Raw genomic sequence first — 18,452 nt, 5'->3', positions numbered from 1 at the left:
TGTCTTTCAGTCATGCTGCGGTTCCGATATCGAGATCGATCATCGCCGCTCTCGGTCGTGTCAGCAGCGACACGAATTCGCGGGCCCTGGCCGCACCGGTATGTGCTGCCAGGACGAGTTCGCGCGCCCGGCCGGCCATGGCGAGCCGGGCGCGCTCGGATTCCCTGAGCAGGATATCGACGATGTCATCCGCCTTGTCGGCCGTGCGGATCGCCGAAGCAGGAAAGAAGCTGTCGAGACCCGGCCAGCGATCGCTGATAATCGGCGTGCCGCAAGCGGCAGCCTCGAAAAGCCGTACGCTGGGCGACCATCCGGCGGCGATCATCGATCTGCGCGTGACGTTCAGCGTGTAGCGCTGGCGGCTATAGAATGCGGCATGGTCGGCCGGCGGCAAATGTTCGATTCGTTCGACATTCTCAGGCCAGACGATGTCGGACGGATATTGCGAGCCGGCGACGACGAAACGGCGCTCCGGCATGCGCCGTGCGGGCTCGAGCAACAGCGCGTTGAGCGTTGCCTGCCGGTCGGTGCTGTAGGTGCCGAGATAACCGAGGTCCCAGCCGACTGGGTCGGCGGTTCGGTGATGCCGTTGCGGATCGACCGAACAGTAGAGCGGTTCGGCACGGCGCGCACCGAAATCCTGCGCCAGTCGGCCAAGCGTCGGCCCGCCGGTGAAGGAGAAATAGACATCGAAATACGGAATCTGGCGCCGACTAAGATAGTCGCATTCATCCGTCGAAAGCTTTGCCAGGGTCACCGGCGTGTCAATGTCATAAAAGCAGAGCGCCCCTTTGCAGAGCGCCGCGGCAATGTCGATGACCGCGCGCCCCTCCGGAACGAAGGACCCGACGACCACGACATCGGCCTGTTGCAGGCGTCGTGCCCAGTCCTGTTGTAACTCCTGCGTCGTTTCGTAGTAGCGCAGAGTGCAGAAATCGGGATCGCGCAAGTCGCGGTGATTGGCATACCACGGCACGTTGCGCTCCAGGAAGGTCACGCGGTGACCGAGTTCATGCAGGCCTTTCAGCAGGCCTCGAAATGTCGTGGCGTGGCCGTTTCCCCAGGACGAGGAGAGGGACAGGCCGAGAAAGACGATGTTGAGCCGCTTGGTCATTACGCCGCCTCCACGGTCCCGCGCTCGAAGTGCCGCCTCAAGACCGTATCGGTCACGGCCGCTCTCATGGCGTAGGTATGTTCACCGCGGACGCGGCGCAGCGCGGACGCGCCGATCGCCTTTGCCCGATTGGGGGTCAAGGTGCGCATGATTTCGGCGACATCGCCGCCGTCGCGCGCGACCAGGATCTCCTCGCCGGGTTTCAGGAACAGTTCGACGCCCAGCCACGCATCCGTGATGAGGCAGGCACCGGCGCCCGCCGCCTCGAAAACCCGGGTGGCGGGCGAAAAGCCGTTTGCGGCCATGCTGTCGCGGCTGATGTTCAACACGGCCTTCGGGGTGACGTTGAAGGCGTTGTGGTCGCGGGTGCCGACGTGGCCGAGCCAACTGACATTGGCGGGAAGCGGCTTGTCGCCCCAGCCCGATCCGCCAAGCAGGAAACGCTGCTCCTGCAAACGGCTGGCCGGATCGAGAAAAAACGCCTCGACGCGCGCCTCACGGTCCGGCAGCCGGTTTCCGAGGAAAGCGAGGTCGCAAGCAAAACGCGCCTGACTGGCGACTGGATGATGCGTTTCAGGATCGAGCGCATTGTAGATCGGCACGCATTCCTTCGCTCCCATGGCGCGATAGGCCCAGACCACGGGGTCGCCGCCGCCATAGGTCAACACAAGATCGATTTGCCGCAGCGCGGCATGCAGCGGATGGTCCGGTTCATCGCGCAATTGGCCGAGCGTCGCCGGAGCATCCACGTCCCAGAACACGACGAGCGCGTCAGGACGCGCGTGATCGAGCACGGCGCGCAGCAGCGCCTCATCCTCGAAACCGACGCCGCTCGCCTTGACGACGATATCCGCCTCGGCGGCGCACGCCGCCACCTGCATCAGCGCGTGCTGGGTCGCCTCGTACACGACGACGGCGCACCAATCCGGCGCCTCGATGTCGCGGTTGTTCCGGCGGTCATAGACGTCAGGTTCATAGAAGGTGATTTCGTAGCCGAGTTGGGAAAGCGCCTTGAGCAACCCACGGTAATAGGTAGCGGCGCCGTTCCAGTAGGACGACAACAGGCTCGATCCATAAAAAGCGATCTTCATTCAGCAGCTTCCTTTGCGGCGGTCGGATTGGTGATGTGTTGAGGTCCGCATTCGGCGAGCACGCCGAACAACTCGTCCACGCGGTGCCGGCATGTGTGCCGCAGGCGGATGGTCTCGAGACCAGACGCCGCCAGGGAGGCAGCGAAATCCGCGTCGCCGAGTACGGCCCGGAGGTGTCGCCGCATTTGGGAGCCATTGTCCGCAAACAGGAAATCGACGCCTGGCCTGAACAGTTGCTCGGTGTCGGACCACGGGGCCGAAATCAGCGGAATGCCGCAGGCGAGCGCCTCGAACACGCGGATGGTCGGAATGCCGGGCAGGCCTTCCCGATAGGGGCGGCGCGGAACATGCACCGTGACACGATGCGCTGCGAACGCCTTCGGCACGTCGGCATTGGCGATCCAGCCTTCATGGCGCAGGCCGGCGGCTGCGAGATCGGCGAGCGCCTGCCTGGGGTAGCGCACGCCATGAACGGTGGCATCGAGGCCGAGTTCGTGCACCGGCTCGATCAGAAATTCCTTGAGCTCCGCGGTACGCTCGTCGTCGCCCCAGTTTCCAATCCAGATCAGATCGGAGGTCGGGCGGATCTCAGGATGCGGTCTGAACAGGCGGTCGTCAGCCGCCTCGTGCCAGGTGAAGACGCGTTTGCCCCACCCGGCCCGCAGGTAGCTCTCGCGCAACGCTTCGCCAAAGGCGAGAACGCCGTCGTAATGCTCCAGCCGGAGCGCCGAGATCGCCTCGGTCGCCGACACGGCGCGGTGGTGGGTGTCGTGAAACAGGAGGATGAAATTGCCGCCGCTGGCCCTGGCGCGACCAATGCGCGCGACGAGGTCCGGCTCGGTCCATTCATGGACGACCACCACGTCCGCATCGGCGATCCAGGCCTCGTGGTCAAAGCCGGCATCGTAGGTCACCGGCATCAGCTCGGGGAAATCATTCCTGAAGCGCTCGATGGCGAAGGAGCCCTTCTCGGCCAGCAGATTCGAGCGGCTCCAGCCGTCCGCCGGCTCCAGCGCGATCGCCTGATGCTGGCGTGCGACCAGCTCCCGCATGACGCCGCGCAGGAAATGTGCGTTGCCGTGGTTCCAGTCGGAAACGACCGAATGGGTATAGAACAGAAAGCGCATGATCAGCGCTCCGCCATCGCTAAGGCCGCTTTGTCGTAGACGTCGCGCATGGCCGCTGCCTGCCTCGCCAACGAAAACCTGCGGCTCCGGCGCAGGGCTGCCCGTCCGAGCTCCCGCCTGTGCTGCGCATCCGCGGAGAGACGGTTGATGCAGGTGGCGAGATCATGCGGATCGCGCGCGTCGTAGAATAGCGCGGCCCCGTCCCATAACTCGCGGTAGGTGGCGATGTCGGATAGAACCAGCGGCGTCGCCGACATGGCCGCTTCCAGCGTCGCCAGGCCGAACGGCTCGTAGAGCGATGGCGACACGAAGATTCCGGCGCGTGCCATCAGGGAGCGCATCTCATCATGCGGTAGCGCTCCGAGAGCGACGGCATGGCTGAAGCCGGCGCGCTGGCCGTCCGGACCTAGCGTGGAACCGGCTGCAAAGACGGGCCATTGCGTTATCGACGCGGCCTGGTCGATCACCGCGGCGTTCTTGGCTTCATCCCACCAGCGGGCGGCGGCGAAGACGAGCGGTTGACGCTTTTCGGCTTTCGCTACCGGGCGGGCGCCGTTGGCGACGACATTAAGATGCGCGATTTGTCCATAGCAGGTTTCGAGCATGCCGGCGTGGCTGTGGCTCGGCGCGATAACGGCGTCGGCCCTGTCGAAGCCGCGCCTGTTGCGCTGCCTCTGCCAGTCCCATGCTCTGTCCACCGCCTGTCCCTTGACGGCATGGAACCATGTGACCACGCAGGAATGCGAGACCACCACGACAGGGCAGGGCGCATCGAGCCCCACTGCCTGCGTCGGCGCATTGAGATGAACAAGGTCGATGGCGTGGTCACGAATGGGCGCATGCAGCTCCCCCGGCAACGCATCGAGGTCGCTGGCATTGCGGGTCATCCAGTCCGGCGGCGTGTTCAGCCAGCTCAGTGTCGCCAAGGACTGTGCTTCTTCGGCCTGTTGCGTGGATGGTTCCGGACCGAGACCGGCGAGCAAAACGCTGTCCCCGCCATCCACGAATTCCCGCGCCAGATCAAGCGCGTACCGCCACACGCCGCCCACGGCATCGACCGTCATCAAGATGCGCCGCGAACGCGGGGTCAGTGTCCGCAACATGTCGCCTCCAGTTCCGCCAGCGGACGCGGGCGCTTCTCCTGGATGTCGCTGAATTTTTGGAACGAGGCGAGATAGTGTTCATGCGCGCGCTCCCACGCGATGTCATCGGGCTCGCCCCAAAGCTCGCGATAGCTGGGCGAACTCGGGTAGGGATAGAGCGGTACCGGCTCATTGGCCCATACCCCGTTGTCGATCAGGTGGTTTCGCCAGTAGTCGACCAGGGCAGGGTCATCTTCGACCACGCCGATCAGATTGGCCTGGACGAACGGAACATGGCGTCTTGCATCGACGAGCAGCGCGGCGAGTTCCTCCGTGCCCAGGCGGCAGCGCTTGGCCAGCATGGCCCGGCCCTCCACTGTCAGGCTTTCGAGGCCCGCTTCGATTGACACGCAACCGGCCGCGCCAAGCAATTCCAGCAGTTCGGGCTTCCACAGGTCGATGCGGGTCTGTACGCCGAATTTCACGTCACGGTCGACCAGTGCCTCTAGCAAGGCTTTCTGCGGCAGGAAAATCTCGTCGATGAAGTAGATATAGCCGACACCTTGGGCGATCAGCCGGTCTATTTCCGTCACGACCGCCTCGTGATTTCGGCGGCGATAGGCATCGCGGAAATCCATCTTGGCGCAGAAGCTGCAATTGTAAGGGCAGCCGCGCGACGCCTCGACTTCCGCGCCGAACCCCACCTGGTGGTCGTCGAACCTGTGATGGTGGTGCGCGTGCGCGGCGATCCAGTCCGATGGCCATTCGAGCGGCGGATGGTCGATGAACGAACTGGCGTGAACGCCGCCGTTCGAGATCAGCCTTGCTTCGCTAAAGTAGGCGGTTGACGACACCGCACTCCAATCATCGCGCCGTGCAAGGTCGGCCACGACCTCCTCGCATTCGCCGCGCACGATGATGTCGACGCCGAGCTTGCGCAGCGTTGGCGCCGGTGTCGCCGAGCCATGCGGCCCGACCGCGACGGTGCGCCCGCCCCGCCCGGCAAGGCGGTTGAGAAAATCGGCCGGCACGCGCAATTCCGGCGGCGCGCAGCGCCAGAACAGATAGGTCGGCGCTGTGGTGACGACCGTCATTGCCGGCGCGAACTCGGCCACCCGTTCGGAAAGGCTGGAATTGTCAAGCTTCTGAAGCTGTCCGTCCAGCATCAGCACCTCATGGCCAGCCCGTTCGAGCAAGGCTTTCGAGTAGCCGAGTTCCAGGGGTAGATGCGGTTGGCGGCAGCCGAAATAGATGCTGTCGTCGTAGGTCCAGAATGGGTTGACCAACGCGATTTTCATGCGACGTACCTCTCGGCTTCGGCGTGGGGTTCGAGCCGGTGACGCTGCAACCATTCGGCGAGGTCGCGGATGCCTTCTCGCCACGAAACATGCGCCGTCCAGCCAAGCGTGGTTTGCATCTTTCTCGTATCGGCGACGAAGAAGGGCTGGTCGCCCGTCCGCTCTGCCTCATAGCGGATCGACAGTGCTCGATCCGTCAGGCTGCCGATCTCGCTCAACAGCATGCGCAGGCTGAGCGCATTTTTCGGTCCGCCGCCGAGATTGAACGCCTGGCCCGTGATCGTCTCGATCCGGTCGAGCACGGCCCTGTAGGCTGCAACTGCATCGGAGACGTGCAGAATGTCGCGCACCTGCCTGCCGTCGCCGTAAATGGTTATCGGCCGCCCCGAAAGCGCGCAAAGGAGGAAGTGCGCAACCCAGCCCTGGTCCTCCGTTCCGAACTGGCGCGGGCCGTAGATGCAGCTCATCCGCAGGACCGCCGTCGGCAAGCCATAGGACTTGGCGTAGTCGAGCACGTACTGGTCGGCCGCGCCTTTGGAGCAGCCATAGGGTGTGCAAAAGTCCAGGCTGCCGCCCTCGCCGATGCCCTCGGTGCGGATCGCAGGGTCGCAGGGCACATAGCGCTCGCCCTCCGGGCGAACCGCAATGTCGGGGAGGCTGCCGTACACCTTGTTGGTGCTGGCGAAGATCACCGGGATTCGTTCGCCGCTCTGTCGCGCCGCCTCCAGGACGTTGAAAGTTCCTCTAAGGTTAATGTCGAAATCCTCGCCCGGCCGAACCAGGCTGGTGGTAACGGCGGTCTGCGCGGCCAGGTGGAATATGGCTTTCGACCCCGTGAGGGCCGAAGCCAAGGCGTTGGCGTCGCGCACATCGACGGTTTCCACGGTGAGGCGGCTTCCATGCTTGTGCGACAACCATTCAAGGTTCTGTTCGACACCAGCGCGACTGAGATTGTCGATCACCAGCACCGGCTCGCCGTCCGACAACAGGCTGTCGGCAAGATTGGACCCGATGAAGCCGCTGCCGCCGACGATGGCGACAGGTGCTTCGCGACGATTGCGCCTACCCGGCTTCATGACACCAGCCCGCGTTCTTCGAGCTCGCGTTTCATGTCGGCGCCGCGATCGATGGCAATCGTGTTGCGCACCCAGGAAACGAAGTCGCCGAGGGAATTCTCCAACTGCCGCCCTGGTTCGAAACCCAGCAGTTCGCGCGCCTTGGAAATGTCGGCGAAGCAGTTGCGAATGTCACCGGAACGCGCTTTGCCGAGCAGCTCGGGCGAGCGGTCCGGCGTTCCCATGGCCTCGGCCAGCAGGCGCGCGACATCGCGGATCGCATAAGCCCGGCCGCTTCCGATGTTGATGACGTGGCCTTTTGCCTGGCGTTGCTCCAGCGCCAGGCGAAAAGCGCGGGCGACGTCACGTACATGAACGAAATCGCGCTTCTGCTGGCCATCTTCGAAGATCATCGGCCGCTTGCCGTTGGCCAGACGCGAGGCGAAGTTGGCCAGCACGCCGGTATAGGGGTTTGAAAGCGCCTGTCCGGCGCCGAAAACGTTGAACAGGCGCAGCGCCACCGCATCGACGCCATAGGCTTCGCCGAAGATCAGCACGGCGCGTTCCTGGGCATATTTCGTCAATGCATAGATGGAGGCGAGATCGATCGGCTTTTCTTCGTCTGTCGGCAATGGCGAGAGAGGTTCACCGTCCGCAGACAAGGGATTCCATTGTCCGCCTTTGAGGTCGTTGGCCTTGCGCCGGGCGTTGCCGACGCGCCGGCCGTCGGGCGTGGCATACAGACCTTCGCCGTAGACGCTCATCGAAGACGCGACGACGATCCGCTCGACCGGGTGCTTGATCAACACCTCGAGCAGTGTTGCAGTGCCGAGATCGTTGGCGCCGACATAGCGGGCGATCTCGTACATGGATTGGCCGACGCCGACTTCCGCAGCCAGGTGAACCACCCCGTCGACGCCCTTCAGCGCCTTGGTGACGGCTTCGCGATCGCGCACGTCGCCCTTGATCAGTTCGGCTCCAGCGGGAAGGTTGACCGCTTCGCCGGCATGCACCTGATCCAGCAATGCATCTAGTATGCAAACCGAATAACCGTGATCGGCGAATTCTTGTGCGACGTGGCGACCAATGAAACCACAGCCCCCTGTGACCAGTATACGTTTCACGACAACTCCTCGGACTGGTGACCTCGGCGTCCCCAACTTCTCGGCAAAAGCTTTGTTCCCTGCGCATCAACAAAGTTCTCCTGGCGGTTTCATTCGACAGCAGGCGCATCGCACCACGCGACGGGTGCTGGAACATTGCCTGCCGTGTGCTGTTAGGACGCTCAACAGTTGCCGCGGTGCGTGCGCGGGGAGAGAGCTGGCTGAAAGGAGATTTCAATGTCGCAATCGCAGACGACCACCAATCACGAAGAGATTCGCAAATGGGCCGAGGAGCGGAACGGCCGGCCGGCAGTGGTGCGAACCAAGGGCGAGGGCGGCATCCTGCGGATCGATTTCGGCGAGCCCGAGGAGGCATTCGAACCAGTCGAATGGGATGAGTTCTTTCGGATATTCGATGAGAACCGTCTGGCTTTTCTTTACCAGGCCAACACCGGCGGCGGGCAGACCAGCCGTTTCAACAAGTTCGTCGAGCGTGACCAAAAGGGCTGACCGAGGCCCGGCCGGCGATCAATCGGAAACCTGGTTCGGCTCAGTTCAGAAGCCTTGCGCCGCTGGACTTTGCCAAATCGCGCATGATGGCGTTAAGCCAGTCTTCGGTGGACTGGCCGATCCGCCTTTGGTCGATGTCACGGATCGCTCGCTCGAGCGTCCTTTCGACAAGCCGGTCGGAGGCTTCCACATCCCCCAGCAACAGACGTGCCGCAAGCCTGAGTTTGGGCAGGAGCGAAAACACGTCGTCCGGCGAACTTGGCACAAAGCCGCTCGCCGCAGCCGGGCTTTGCGGCGGGAAAAGAGCATTGAATACAGCCCCGCTGCCCGAGGATTTTCGCAGGTTGCTGGCATGCCGGAGATGTTCGGGAATGGCGATATCGCTGTCACCGCTGAAAAACACGAACGGCACGCCGCGGCGCATCAGTTCGTCCGCGATCGGAAAGACCCGTCGCCCGTTGAGGTTGACGTCGAGGATGGCAGCCTCGGCCAATTCAGTGTGCAATGATGCTTGTTCGACCGTCGCTGCCGGTCCCAGGATGATCGCACCCATATTGCTGAAATAACGGGCGAGATCTCCGGCTACCATCCATTCGTCTTCGACGATCAGAAGATGCACCCCTTGCAGATCGCGCACCTCGTCATCCTTTCTCGACCGGTATCTCGTGGAAACAGTCTCCCTGGCCGAGCCTGCTGGCGTTTCGGCACGAGCCCGGCCGAAATCGTCGAGCAATTCCACGCCGCTGACTCCATGTGCGTCGGGAGCTTTGTTTCAGAATGGACGTTTGGTCATTGAACACGTGAACTCCAAATTCAACGCCATCCGTCGCGACTTGTTCCGTATCTCCGCCGCGCCTATGCTTACCTGCTGTCCGCCTGCTTCATAAGTGATTTCGCACACAGGTGCCGAAAGGGGAACTTCCAGTGACAGCCCAGTCGAAAAGATTTCCCATCGTTGGCGTCGGCGCGTCCGCCGGCGGGATTCCGGCGATGGAAGGGCTGTTCAAGGGTATGGCCGATCAGCCCGGCATGGCGTTCGTCGTCATCACTCATCTCAGCCCCAAGCGAGAGAGCCTGTTGCACGAGGTCGTCGGCCGCTACACCGAAATGGCGGTCGAAATCGCGGCGGACGGCATGATCGTTCAACCAAACCACGTCTATGTCATGCCGCAGAACGTGACCATGACCATCGACAAGGGAATGCTGCGCCTGCGCCGGCCCAATGGGTTCAGCCAGGAGCGCAAACCCATAGACATCTTCTTCAGCGCACTTGCCGAAGACCAGGGCGAACATGCCGTCGGCGTCATCCTGTCGGGCGGAGATTCCGATGGAACCTTGGGCGCCAAGGCGATCAAGGAGCATGGCGGGCTCACCGTCGCGCAGATCTCCGACGGCTACGGCCCGCGCAACCCCGATATGCCGCAGAGCGCCATCACCAGCGGACTTATCGATATAGCCGCGCCCGCCGAGGAGATCGGCACGAAACTGGAAGCCTTCACGCGCGGCTTCGACGCGTTGAATGGGTTGGCGGAGGAGGATAGCGTCCGCACGGCGGGTATGGAAAAGGTCCTGTCCCAGATCTACGGCATCCTGCGCAGCCACTCAGGCCATGATTTCTCGGGCTACAAGACCAAGACGTTCCTGCGACGCATCAAGCGGCGCATGCAGATCGCGCAGATGCAATCCATTGGCGCATACGTGGAATGGCTGCAGAAGGACCCTCGCGAGGTGATGAACCTTTTTCGCGACCTGCTGATCAACGTCACCAACTTCTTTCGCGATCCCGAGGCCTTCGAACTGCTCGAGCGAAAGATCGTACCGCAACTCTTCGAAGGCAAGACCGCCAACGACATCATCAGGGTGTGGATTCCCGGCTGCGCCACAGGCGAAGAGGTGTTCTCCATCGGCATCCTGCTGCGCGAACATGTGGAAAAGCTCCCGGTCGTTCCGCGAATCCAGATATTCGCGACCGATATCGACGAACCGGCGCTGGCGGTGGCGCGGGCAGGGCGCTATCCTGAAGCCCTGCTGCAGGGACTTTCCCCCGAACGCCGCCAGCGGTTTTTCAATGGCGACGGGGACACCTATGTCATCAGCAACGAGATACGGGAGCTGTGCATCTTTTCGCCGCACAGCGTCGTTCGCGACCCGCCTTTCTCACGCATGGACCTGGTGTCGTGCCGTAACCTGCTGATCTATTTCGGCCCCGCCATTCAGAACCGGGTCATTCCTATTTTCCATTACGCCCTGAAGCCCGGCGGTTATCTTTTCCTCGGCACCTCGGAGAGCGTCGGACAGAACGACGATCTGTTCGCTACCGTCGACAAGAAACATCGCATCTTCCAGGCGCGGGAGCATGCCTCGCCGCATGTCAGGCTGCCGGCCCTGATCGGCGATGGCCGTTCAGGTGCATTCCCGTCCGAGAGCACTGGCTTGAGGAAGGGAGCCGCCGGTTATCCCCTACGCCAGGCGGTCGAGGCGCAGGTGCTGGAGCGCTTCGCCCCCCCGCATGTGCTGGTCAACGCCGAGGGCGATGTCGTCTACTACTCAGCTCGCACCGGCAAATATCTCGAAGCGCCGCAAGGCATTCCCAGCCGGCAACTGTTGACAATGGCGCGCCGTGGGCTGCGACTCGACCTGCGCGCCGCGCTGCGGGAAGCGACGTCGACGCGCCGGACCGTCATACGGGAAAATCTCACGGTCGAGGAGGATGATGAGCGGATCCAGCCGATCAAGCTCACCATTGAGCCGCTGGCGGAACGCGACAATGGCGAGCCGCTCTATCTCGTCCTGTTCGAACCGTCGGGACCTACGCAGATCCGCACAGACGAAGGCGGCAGCCATGACACCGACAGCACCGCCGATCTGGAGCGAGAACTGCGCGATGCGAGGGAGCGCCTGCAATCGACGATCGAGGAATATGAGACCGCACTGGAAGAGGTGAAATCGTCCAACGAGGAACTCGTCTCTGTCAACGAGGAGGCCCAGTCGACCAATGAGGAACTTGAGGCCTCGAAGGAGGAAATGCAGTCGCTCAATGAGGAACTGAACACTATCAATGCCGAGTTGACGAACAAGATCGAGGAACTCGATCACGCCAACAGCGATCTGCGCAACCTGTTCGAAAGCACGGAGATCGCGACCATTTTCCTCGATCGCAATCTAGTGGTGCGGACCTTCACGCCCGCGGCTTCGTCGTTCTTCAGTCTGCGACCCTCCGACGTCGGCCGGCCGCTGACGGACCTGTCGAGCCAGTTGGAGTATCCCGAGTTGAAGCAGCATATCGCCGAGGTGTTCGAGACAGGCGAGACCCTGAACCACCACCTTGCGCGCGACAGCGCCGGGCGGTTTCACATGGTCCATATCAATCCCTATCGGGACAAGAGCAACCGCGTTCAGGGTGTGGTCGTGACACTGGTCGACGTCACCACTCTGGCTCAGGCGGAAGAACATCAGCAGGTTCTCATCTCTGAGCTCAACCACCGGGTCAAGAACATGTTGGCGGTGATCGTCAGCATTGCGAGCCGCACGCGGGAGAAATCCGTCTCGAAGGATGAATTCGCGGAAGCCTTGATCGGACGCTTGCATGCGATGTCGCGGGCCTATGGATTGTTGAGCCGGAAAAGCTGGAAGGAAGCTTCGGTCAGCGAGCTGCTTCACCAGGAGCTCGAGCCGTTTGGCATTGAACGGTTCGAACTGAACGGCCAGGAGATAGAACTTGGACCGCAACAGGGCCTTTCCCTTAGCATGGCCGTCCACGAACTGGCCACCAACGCGGCCAAATATGGCGCTCTTTCCAAACCTCGTGGCAAGGTGGTGGTGATGTGGTCGATCGCTGACGACATGTTTACGCTTACCTGGCGCGAGAAGGACGGTCCCCCTGTCAATGAACCCGTCGGCAGCGGCTTCGGCCTCACGCTGCTGCAGGGAGAGATCGGCTACAGGCTTGGCGGCCATGTCGAAACCGTTTTTCGCAAGGAAGGCCTCAACGTTCAGATCGCATTTCCCGTTAACCGGAAGGAGGGGTCGTGAACGACGGACCGCGCGTCCTGGTTGTCGAGGATGAATGGCTAATCGCGGAAGACACCGCGTTAGTCCTGCGTAGCGCCGGTTACCAGGTGGTCGGTCCCGCGCCTTCGGTAGCCGCGGCGCTTCGTCTCGTCGGCTCGGACAAGATCGACATGGCGTTGCTGGACATTCAGCTGAACGGTGAAACGAGCCTGCCCCTCGCGGAGACATTGCAGGCGCAGGGTGTTCCCTTCGCCCTCATGACGGGATTTGGCGCGCGCGACCTACCGGCACCCTTTCGCGACTGCAAATTCGTGCCCAAGCCGGCGACTGAAGCAGCTATCCTGGCTGCGCTGGCCGACCTGGGGTCGCTGCGCGACGTTTCGCGTTGACGGGCACTCGAAGGGCGCCACAGGATCAGTCCAAGGGCTTGTCCGTCGGTCGCGGAGTCGTGCTGGGCTGACGGGGACGACCGGCATTTCGATTGGCTGTGGGATTGTCCAGGGGAGGGGCTGAAGGGTGAGATCCTCCGGCAGTCTTCGGCGTCGGCGATTTCGCCCCTGCGTCCGTATCACCGGCGTCTCGCCTCGGGTGTGGCAAACCATCGGTGTTCGGAGACCGAATAACGGGTTTCGAGCGAGAATTCTCGTTGGCCATGGCGGCACCCTTCTTCCGAACCGAACTCAGCGGGTCAATCGCCGACACAACAGAAAGTTCCGAACTGCCAATGCCGATCGGGCGGGCGTCCAACGGATGCCGGGAATGACACAGCTCTTGCCTCTGGAATTGCGACATCTCAGCCATGCGGCCGCATAACCACCTTGATGCAACCATCCTGCTTGTCTCGGAAGGTCTTGTAGAGGTCCGGCCCGGCTTCGAGCTCGGCTCTGTGGGTGATGACGAAAGACGGGTCGATCTCGCCATTCTGGACCTTGGCCAGAAGTGGTTCGAGATAGCGCTGGGTATGGGTTTGGCCCATTCGGAAGGTCAGCCCCTTGTTCATCGCGGCGCCGAACGGGATGTGATCGACCAGGCCGATATAGACGCCGGGAACCGAGATGGTGCCGCCCTTGCGGCAGCAATAGATCGCCTCTCGCAGCACATGCGGCCGATCGGTGCCGAGATAGACGGCGGCCTTCACCTTGTCGAGCATGGCGTCGGCGCTGGCGCCGGGGTCGGATTCAGTGCCGACGCAGTCGATGCAGCGATCCGGGCCGCGGCCGTCGGTCATCGCCATCAGTGCGTCGTAGATATTGGAATTGCTGAAGTCGAGCGTCTCTGCTTTGCCGTGTTCACGCGCCATGGCCAGCCGCTCCGGCACCTTGTCGATGGCGATGACGCGGCCGGCGCCGAGCATCCACGCGCTCTGGATGGCGAATTGGCCAACCGGGCCGCAACCCCATATCGCGACCGTATCGCCCGGCTCGATGCCGGCGTTCTCTGCCGCCATGTAGCCGGTCGGGAAGATGTCGGAGAGAAACAGCACCTGTTCATCTTCCATTCCCTCCGGCACCTTGATCGGACCGACATCGGCGAACGGAACCCGCAGATATTCCGCTTGTCCGCCCCAATAGCCGCCGACAAGATGCGAATATCCGAAAAGGCCGGCCGGCGATTGACCCATCGCTTCGGCGGCCTGTTTTGCGTTGGGATTCGAGCGGTCGCAAAGCGAAAACAGCCCGTTCTGGCAAAACCAGCACTCGCCGCAGGAAATGTTGAACGGCACCACCACCCGGTCACCCTTCTTGAATTTCGAATGGCCCTGACCAACCTCCACCACTTCGCCCATCGTCTCGTGGCCAAGCACGTCGCCCGATTTCATCGTCGGCATGTAACCGTTCATCAGGTGGAGGTCGGAGCCGCATATGGCGCAGCAGGTAACCTTGATGATCACGTCGCGGTCATCCTCGATGACGGGATCGGCCACTTGGTCGCAGCGTATGTCGCCTTTGCCGTGCCATGTAAGGGCTTTCACGATGTTGCTCCTGAGTTTCGAGGGCGCGTTTCAACGCGCGTTTCTCGTGCGTGGCGCCGAAGATGCCGCCGGTCAGTCCTGGGACGCCGAGCCCGGCGCAGCCATCTCGCGGTGCTGTTCGGCCAGCGTACCCGCTGGCGTGACATGCGCAGCGGCGACCTGCAGCTTGTTCTTCCAGCCGCTGACCACCTGTTCTTCGCCAGTCATCATCGCTTCGTAGCCGGCCTTGGCAACGTCGGCCGGATTGTCCTTCTCGTCGGTGCCCACCTTGGTGTCCATCATCTCGGCGCGTTCGAAGAAGCGTGTCTGCGTGGCGCCGGGCATCAACACGGTCACCGTGACGCCGGTATCCTGCAATTCGTGACGCAAGGCGATCGCGAAGGAATCGATGAATGCCTTGGTGCCGTTGTAGACGGCTTGGAAAGTCCCGGGCATGAAACCGGCGATCGACCCGGTGAAAAGAATGCGCCCGCGCCCGCGGCGAGCCATCTTGGCGCCGAGTTCATGCGCGAGATACACCGTTCCGGTGATATTGGTGTCGATGATGCGCCGGATCTTCCCCCAGTCCTGGTCGACGAAGCCATTGCCGAGCCCGCGTCCAGCGTTGAGAAACAGCAGGTCGATGTCACGCTCGCCAATTCGGGAGATCAGCCGATCCACGCCTTCGACGGTCGCGAGATCGGCCTCGACGGCTTCGACTGCGATATTATGTGAGCCGAGTGCCTCGGCGGCCTGCTGGATTGCCGGTTCATCAGCCGCAACGACGAGATCGTAGCGATCCTTCGCGCAGAGTTTCGCAAGTTCCTTGCCTATGCCGCTCGAGGCGCCGGTGACCACTGCGAGTTTTGCATCCGTCATGATTTCCTCCGTCGTGCCGGCCGAACCAGCAGAGGAGATGATTGTTCCGTGGATCGGTATCGTCCGGTCGGCGCCTGTCGGGAGTCTGACTTCTGCTCTTGGCCGGGCGATGGATTTTCGGAATTCGGGCGGGAACAACCGGATGGTCCCGCAGTTCGGCGCGTGCAGGAGGAACATGATGCAACATGCTGATAAGATCGCGCTCCGGCGTGTGAAAATGCTGGTCGAGCAATATGTGCTGACCAGGAGCAGGCGATATGATTTCGTGTCGACGGAGTTGGCTTGCAGGGCCATTCGTGAGGTGATGCGCAGCCCGATCGAAGATGCCGAACTGGATCGCATGTTGGCCAGAAGCGCGGCCAGGCAGGGGCTTTCGGTGCGATTCGACCGGATGGAAGCTTGGCAGGCTGCTTCGCCATCTCCCACCGAAGGAGTATCGATATGAGAGCCGTGTTGCTGATCCTGGCACTGGTCTGTCTGGCCGGGTGCAACAATCCCGATCCCGACAAATCCAAAGCGGATACGAACAGTCAGCCGGTCGACAAAAACCCCACAACCGACACGAACCCCACCCCACAAACCACCACCGGCGGAGATCAGCAGGGCACCCAACCGGCCCAGCCGGCATCCCCTAAGCCGGCTGGCGGCTAGCTACCGGCCTGGCCCACCAGACTGGGACCGCCATAGAGCAGTTCATCGTCTGCGGAAACGGCTAACCACTCTGTGTTGTTGTTTTTGCGCAATTCCTAAGGGAAAGCGCACCGCGCTTTTCCCCGGAAAGCCGTACACACTTTTCCTGGATTGCTTTAGTGGCGCGCCGAGCTTCTCGTTTTGGGTTCCCTGGCAACAATTCTGACGGGAACCGACTTTACGGCGGGGACGTGAGCCTTCTTGGCCCGGTGCCACAGAGGAACCAGGGGATTGAGTTCCGGATAATAACCGGCGCAGTTGCCTTCGGGCACGGAGTAGGGGGTGATGCGCAAACCTCGAACCCGCCGCTCCACGCCATCGTCGGCATGGGTTTCCAGATCGATTTCCTGCCCGGCGCTCAATCCGAACCGCTGAATGTCGGCCTCGTTCATCAACAGGACCATGCGTGTGCCGTGTATGCCGCGCAGTCTGTCATTGTACCCATAGACGGTGGTATTGAACTGGTCATTGGAGCGCACCGTTATCAGCGTCAGCACATTGTGACCCGAAACATCGATGTCCGGGTCTGTTTCAAGCGTCGTCGGCAGCTTGAAATTGGCTTTCTTGTTCGGCGTCTCCCAGACCCGTTTCGAGGCCTTGATATCGCGGTGAAAGCCTCCCGGCGTCAGGAACCGCTTGTTGAACTCACGAAAATGCTGCGGGTAACAACGCTCGATCTCATCGCGGATAAGGGAATAATCGGCGACCCATTTATCCCACGGGATCGAACTCACCCCCGATACGGTGGCCTTGGCCAGTTCCGCCACGATCTTCGGTTCGGAAAGCAGATGCGGTGAAGCCGGCGGACGCGAACCGAAGGAGCCGTGGATACAGGCGGTGGAGTCCTCCATCGAAACGGTCTGGTCGCCGCTCGCCTGATGGTCCCTTTCCAGCCGCGACAGGCAGGGCAGCAGATAGGTCACCGCCCCTGGCAGCAGATGGCTGCGGTTGAGCTTGGTGGCGACTTCGACATGCAGCCCAAGCCGACGCCATGCTTTCTCGATCAGGCCGGTTTCGGGAACGGCGCGAACGAAATTGCCGCCGAGTCCGATGAAGCCTTTCACCGAGCCGGCGATGACGCCCTCGCAGGCCTCGACCGTGTCGAGACCCTTCTCGCGTGGCGGCTCGAAATCATAGAACCGGGCGAACTTGTCGAGCGGGACGAGCTCGGGCTTTTCGGATATGCCGACAGTGCGCTGGCCCTGGACATTGGAATGGCCACGCAGCGGTGAAATGCCGGCGCCGGGCTTTCCCATGTTGCCGCGCATGAGCAGCAGGTTGCATAGCATCTGGACGTTCTCGGTACCGTGCCGGTGCTGTGTCAAACCCATGCCGTAATTGCCGATCACCGCATTGGAGCGGCTGTAGACCTCGGCGACATGTTCGAGATCCGCCTGCGCAATTCCCGAGCGCCTGACGATGTCCTCCCACCTGGCGGCCCGCAGGTAAGCCTCGAATTCGGCAAAACCATCCGTGTGCTCGGCAATGAAATCGCCGTCGAGGACACGCGGATCCCCGTGTTCCCGTGCCGCGTCGTCGAGCGCCAGCACCGCCTTGGCGATGCCGGTCATGGCGGCGATATCGCCGCCGCTGCGGACCTGGAAGAAGTCGCTGGACATCTTCGTGCCGGGGCCCGGCGACAGCATCTCAAGGGGATCTTGCGGATTCTTGAAGCGCTTCAGCCCCCTTTCCGGCAAGGGATTGAAGGTGAACACCGGCACCCCACGTTGACGAGCCTCTTGCAGCGGATGCAGCAGCCGCGGCGCCGTCACCCCGGTGTTGTGGCCAAAAAAGAACATCATGTCGCACTGGGAGAAGTCCTCGAGCTGCACGGTTCCAACCGGCGAGCCGATCGATTCGGGCAGCCCGACCGATGTCGATTCGTGGCACATGTTGGAAGAATCGGGCAGGTTCGATGAGCCATAGATACGCGCAAAGAGCTGATACATGAACGAAGCCTCCAGCGAGGCCCGGCCGGATGTGTAGAAGACGACCGATTTCGGATCGAGCCGGCGCAGCTCCATGCCGATCTCGAGGAATGCGTCATCCCAGGAAGCCGGTTCATAGCGGTCGGTGACGGCATTGTAGCGCAGGGGATCCGTAAGCCTGCCCTGTTTTTCGAGGTCACGATCCGGCCAGTCGAGCAGTTCGGTGACCGTATGTCGTGCGAAGAAATCCGGGCCGCAACGCAGCTTTGTCTGATCCCACATGGTCGCCTTCGCGCCATTTTCGCAGAACTCGAAGGGCCGCGGATCGGCCGGCTTGGCCCATGAACAGGAAACGCACATGTAGCCATCGGCCTTGTTCTGCTTGAGCAGCGTGCTCCATATGCCCGACATCAGCAGGCCTTCGCCGTATGCCTTGCGGACCAATGACCTCAGGGATCCCCATCCGCCGGTGGGATGGTTGTATTTTTTTGTTTCGATACGGTCGGTTACGGCAGGTTTCATCGAGATCGTCCTTGAAGAACCGATACCGAACCTCGCCCGTCACCGATTGTTCCCGCGGCTCCGTGCAGTGTTGGGGTCGAATCTTGCGGGT

At 62.1% G+C, this 18,452-nt stretch carries 14 protein-coding genes; 3 read left to right on the top strand and 11 right to left on the bottom strand.

All coding sequences use genetic code 11. The annotated features are described in order from the left end of the window. Positions 1-10: 10 nt before the first annotated feature. The 7 genes from FJ443_RS07505 to FJ443_RS07475 are packed head-to-tail and all read right to left on the bottom strand — an operon-like array spanning position 11 to position 7,891. Positions 11-1,114: a glycosyltransferase gene (locus FJ443_RS07505; protein WP_140655449.1), complete on the bottom strand. Its 1,104-nt coding sequence runs from the start codon at positions 1,112-1,114 to the stop codon at positions 11-13. After that, entirely contained in the window at positions 1,114-2,205 is a 1,092-nt protein-coding gene (locus FJ443_RS07500) for a glycosyltransferase (RefSeq protein WP_140663352.1), read from the bottom strand. Before FJ443_RS07500 ends, FJ443_RS07505 begins: the two co-directional genes overlap by 1 nt. After that, the gene (locus tag FJ443_RS07495) at positions 2,202-3,332 is read right to left on the bottom strand and encodes a glycosyltransferase (RefSeq protein WP_140663350.1); all 1,131 of its coding nucleotides are present in this window, start codon (positions 3,330-3,332) and stop codon (positions 2,202-2,204) included. Before FJ443_RS07495 ends, FJ443_RS07500 begins: the two co-directional genes overlap by 4 nt. A gap of 2 nt (positions 3,333-3,334) precedes the next feature. Continuing rightward, positions 3,335-4,435, bottom strand: coding sequence for a glycosyltransferase family 4 protein (locus FJ443_RS07490; protein WP_140663348.1), 1,101 nt, complete (start codon positions 4,433-4,435; stop codon positions 3,335-3,337). After that, entirely contained in the window at positions 4,420-5,712 is a 1,293-nt protein-coding gene (locus FJ443_RS07485) for a TIGR04295 family B12-binding domain-containing radical SAM protein (RefSeq protein WP_140497414.1), read from the bottom strand. The genes FJ443_RS07490 and FJ443_RS07485 overlap by 16 nt, the downstream gene beginning before the upstream one ends. Beyond that, a complete protein-coding gene (locus FJ443_RS07480; RefSeq protein WP_140663345.1) occupies positions 5,709-6,788 on the bottom strand; it encodes an NAD-dependent epimerase/dehydratase family protein in 1,080 nt (359 codons plus the stop codon). Before FJ443_RS07480 ends, FJ443_RS07485 begins: the two co-directional genes overlap by 4 nt. Beyond that, positions 6,785-7,891: an SDR family NAD(P)-dependent oxidoreductase gene (locus tag FJ443_RS07475; protein WP_140663342.1), complete on the bottom strand. Its 1,107-nt coding sequence runs from the start codon at positions 7,889-7,891 to the stop codon at positions 6,785-6,787. Before FJ443_RS07475 ends, FJ443_RS07480 begins: the two co-directional genes overlap by 4 nt. 216 nt (positions 7,892-8,107) lie before the next feature. On the opposite strand from FJ443_RS07475, the gene FJ443_RS07470 reads away from it, so the two are divergent. Beyond that, positions 8,108-8,380, top strand: a complete 273-nt coding sequence (locus FJ443_RS07470) for a hypothetical protein (protein ID WP_140497420.1) — start codon at positions 8,108-8,110, stop codon at positions 8,378-8,380. Between the two features lie 40 nt (positions 8,381-8,420). On the opposite strand, the gene FJ443_RS07465 is transcribed toward FJ443_RS07470, so the two are convergent. Beyond that, on the bottom strand, positions 8,421-9,119 hold the full coding sequence (locus FJ443_RS07465; protein WP_224655943.1) for a response regulator: 699 nt from the start codon (positions 9,117-9,119) through the stop codon (positions 8,421-8,423). Positions 9,120-9,304: 185 nt separating this feature from the next. Between FJ443_RS07465 and FJ443_RS07460 the strand changes: the two genes are divergently transcribed. Together FJ443_RS07460 and FJ443_RS07455 are read left to right on the top strand one after the other, a co-directional pair. Beyond that, positions 9,305-12,412, top strand: coding sequence for a CheR family methyltransferase (locus FJ443_RS07460; RefSeq protein ID WP_140650290.1), 3,108 nt, complete (start codon positions 9,305-9,307; stop codon positions 12,410-12,412). Continuing rightward, the gene (locus FJ443_RS07455) at positions 12,409-12,780 is read left to right on the top strand and encodes a response regulator (RefSeq protein ID WP_140663340.1); all 372 of its coding nucleotides are present in this window, start codon (positions 12,409-12,411) and stop codon (positions 12,778-12,780) included. Before FJ443_RS07460 ends, FJ443_RS07455 begins: the two co-directional genes overlap by 4 nt. 404 nt (positions 12,781-13,184) lie before the next feature. Here the strand turns inward: FJ443_RS07455 and FJ443_RS07450 are convergent, their stop codons facing one another. The 3 genes from FJ443_RS07450 to FJ443_RS07430 form a co-directional block, all read right to left on the bottom strand. Continuing rightward, positions 13,185-14,363 (bottom strand): zinc-dependent alcohol dehydrogenase, encoded by a 1,179-nt coding sequence (locus FJ443_RS07450; RefSeq protein WP_140497428.1) that lies wholly within the window; start codon positions 14,361-14,363, stop codon positions 13,185-13,187. A 72-nt stretch (positions 14,364-14,435) separates the two neighbouring features. After that, the gene (locus tag FJ443_RS07445) at positions 14,436-15,221 is read right to left on the bottom strand and encodes an SDR family NAD(P)-dependent oxidoreductase (RefSeq protein ID WP_140663338.1); all 786 of its coding nucleotides are present in this window, start codon (positions 15,219-15,221) and stop codon (positions 14,436-14,438) included. 806 nt (positions 15,222-16,027) lie between these two features. After that, the gene (locus FJ443_RS07430; RefSeq protein ID WP_140561668.1) at positions 16,028-18,361 is read right to left on the bottom strand and encodes an FdhF/YdeP family oxidoreductase; all 2,334 of its coding nucleotides are present in this window, start codon (positions 18,359-18,361) and stop codon (positions 16,028-16,030) included. Between the last annotated feature and the right edge of the window lie 91 nt (positions 18,362-18,452).

This window comes from Mesorhizobium sp. B2-6-1, assembly GCF_006440475.1.
Lineage (GTDB): Bacteria > Pseudomonadota > Alphaproteobacteria > Rhizobiales > Rhizobiaceae > Mesorhizobium.
Note: the sequence above shows the minus strand (reverse complement) of the source record. Positions and strands in the feature narration are given on the sequence as shown.

What these genes read in the sequence shown, in the direction of transcription:
- FJ443_RS07505 (WP_140655449.1), bottom strand. Translation starts at nt 1,114, where the DNA reads ATGACCAAGCGGCTCAACATCGTCTTTCTCGGCCTGTCCCTCTCCTCG.
- FJ443_RS07500 (WP_140663352.1), bottom strand. Translation starts at nt 2,205, where the DNA reads ATGAAGATCGCTTTTTATGGATCGAGCCTGTTGTCGTCCTACTGGAAC.
- FJ443_RS07495 (WP_140663350.1), bottom strand. Translation starts at nt 3,332, where the DNA reads ATGCGCTTTCTGTTCTATACCCATTCGGTCGTTTCCGACTGGAACCAC.
- FJ443_RS07490 (WP_140663348.1), bottom strand. Translation starts at nt 4,435, where the DNA reads ATGTTGCGGACACTGACCCCGCGTTCGCGGCGCATCTTGATGACGGTC.
- FJ443_RS07485 (WP_140497414.1), bottom strand. Translation starts at nt 5,712, where the DNA reads ATGAAAATCGCGTTGGTCAACCCATTCTGGACCTACGACGACAGCATC.
- FJ443_RS07480 (WP_140663345.1), bottom strand. Translation starts at nt 6,788, where the DNA reads ATGAAGCCGGGTAGGCGCAATCGTCGCGAAGCACCTGTCGCCATCGTC.
- FJ443_RS07470 (WP_140497420.1), top strand. Translation starts at nt 8,108, where the DNA reads ATGTCGCAATCGCAGACGACCACCAATCACGAAGAGATTCGCAAATGG.
- FJ443_RS07445 (WP_140663338.1), bottom strand. Translation starts at nt 15,221, where the DNA reads ATGACGGATGCAAAACTCGCAGTGGTCACCGGCGCCTCGAGCGGCATA.
- FJ443_RS07430 (WP_140561668.1), bottom strand. Translation starts at nt 18,361, where the DNA reads ATGAAACCTGCCGTAACCGACCGTATCGAAACAAAAAAATACAACCAT.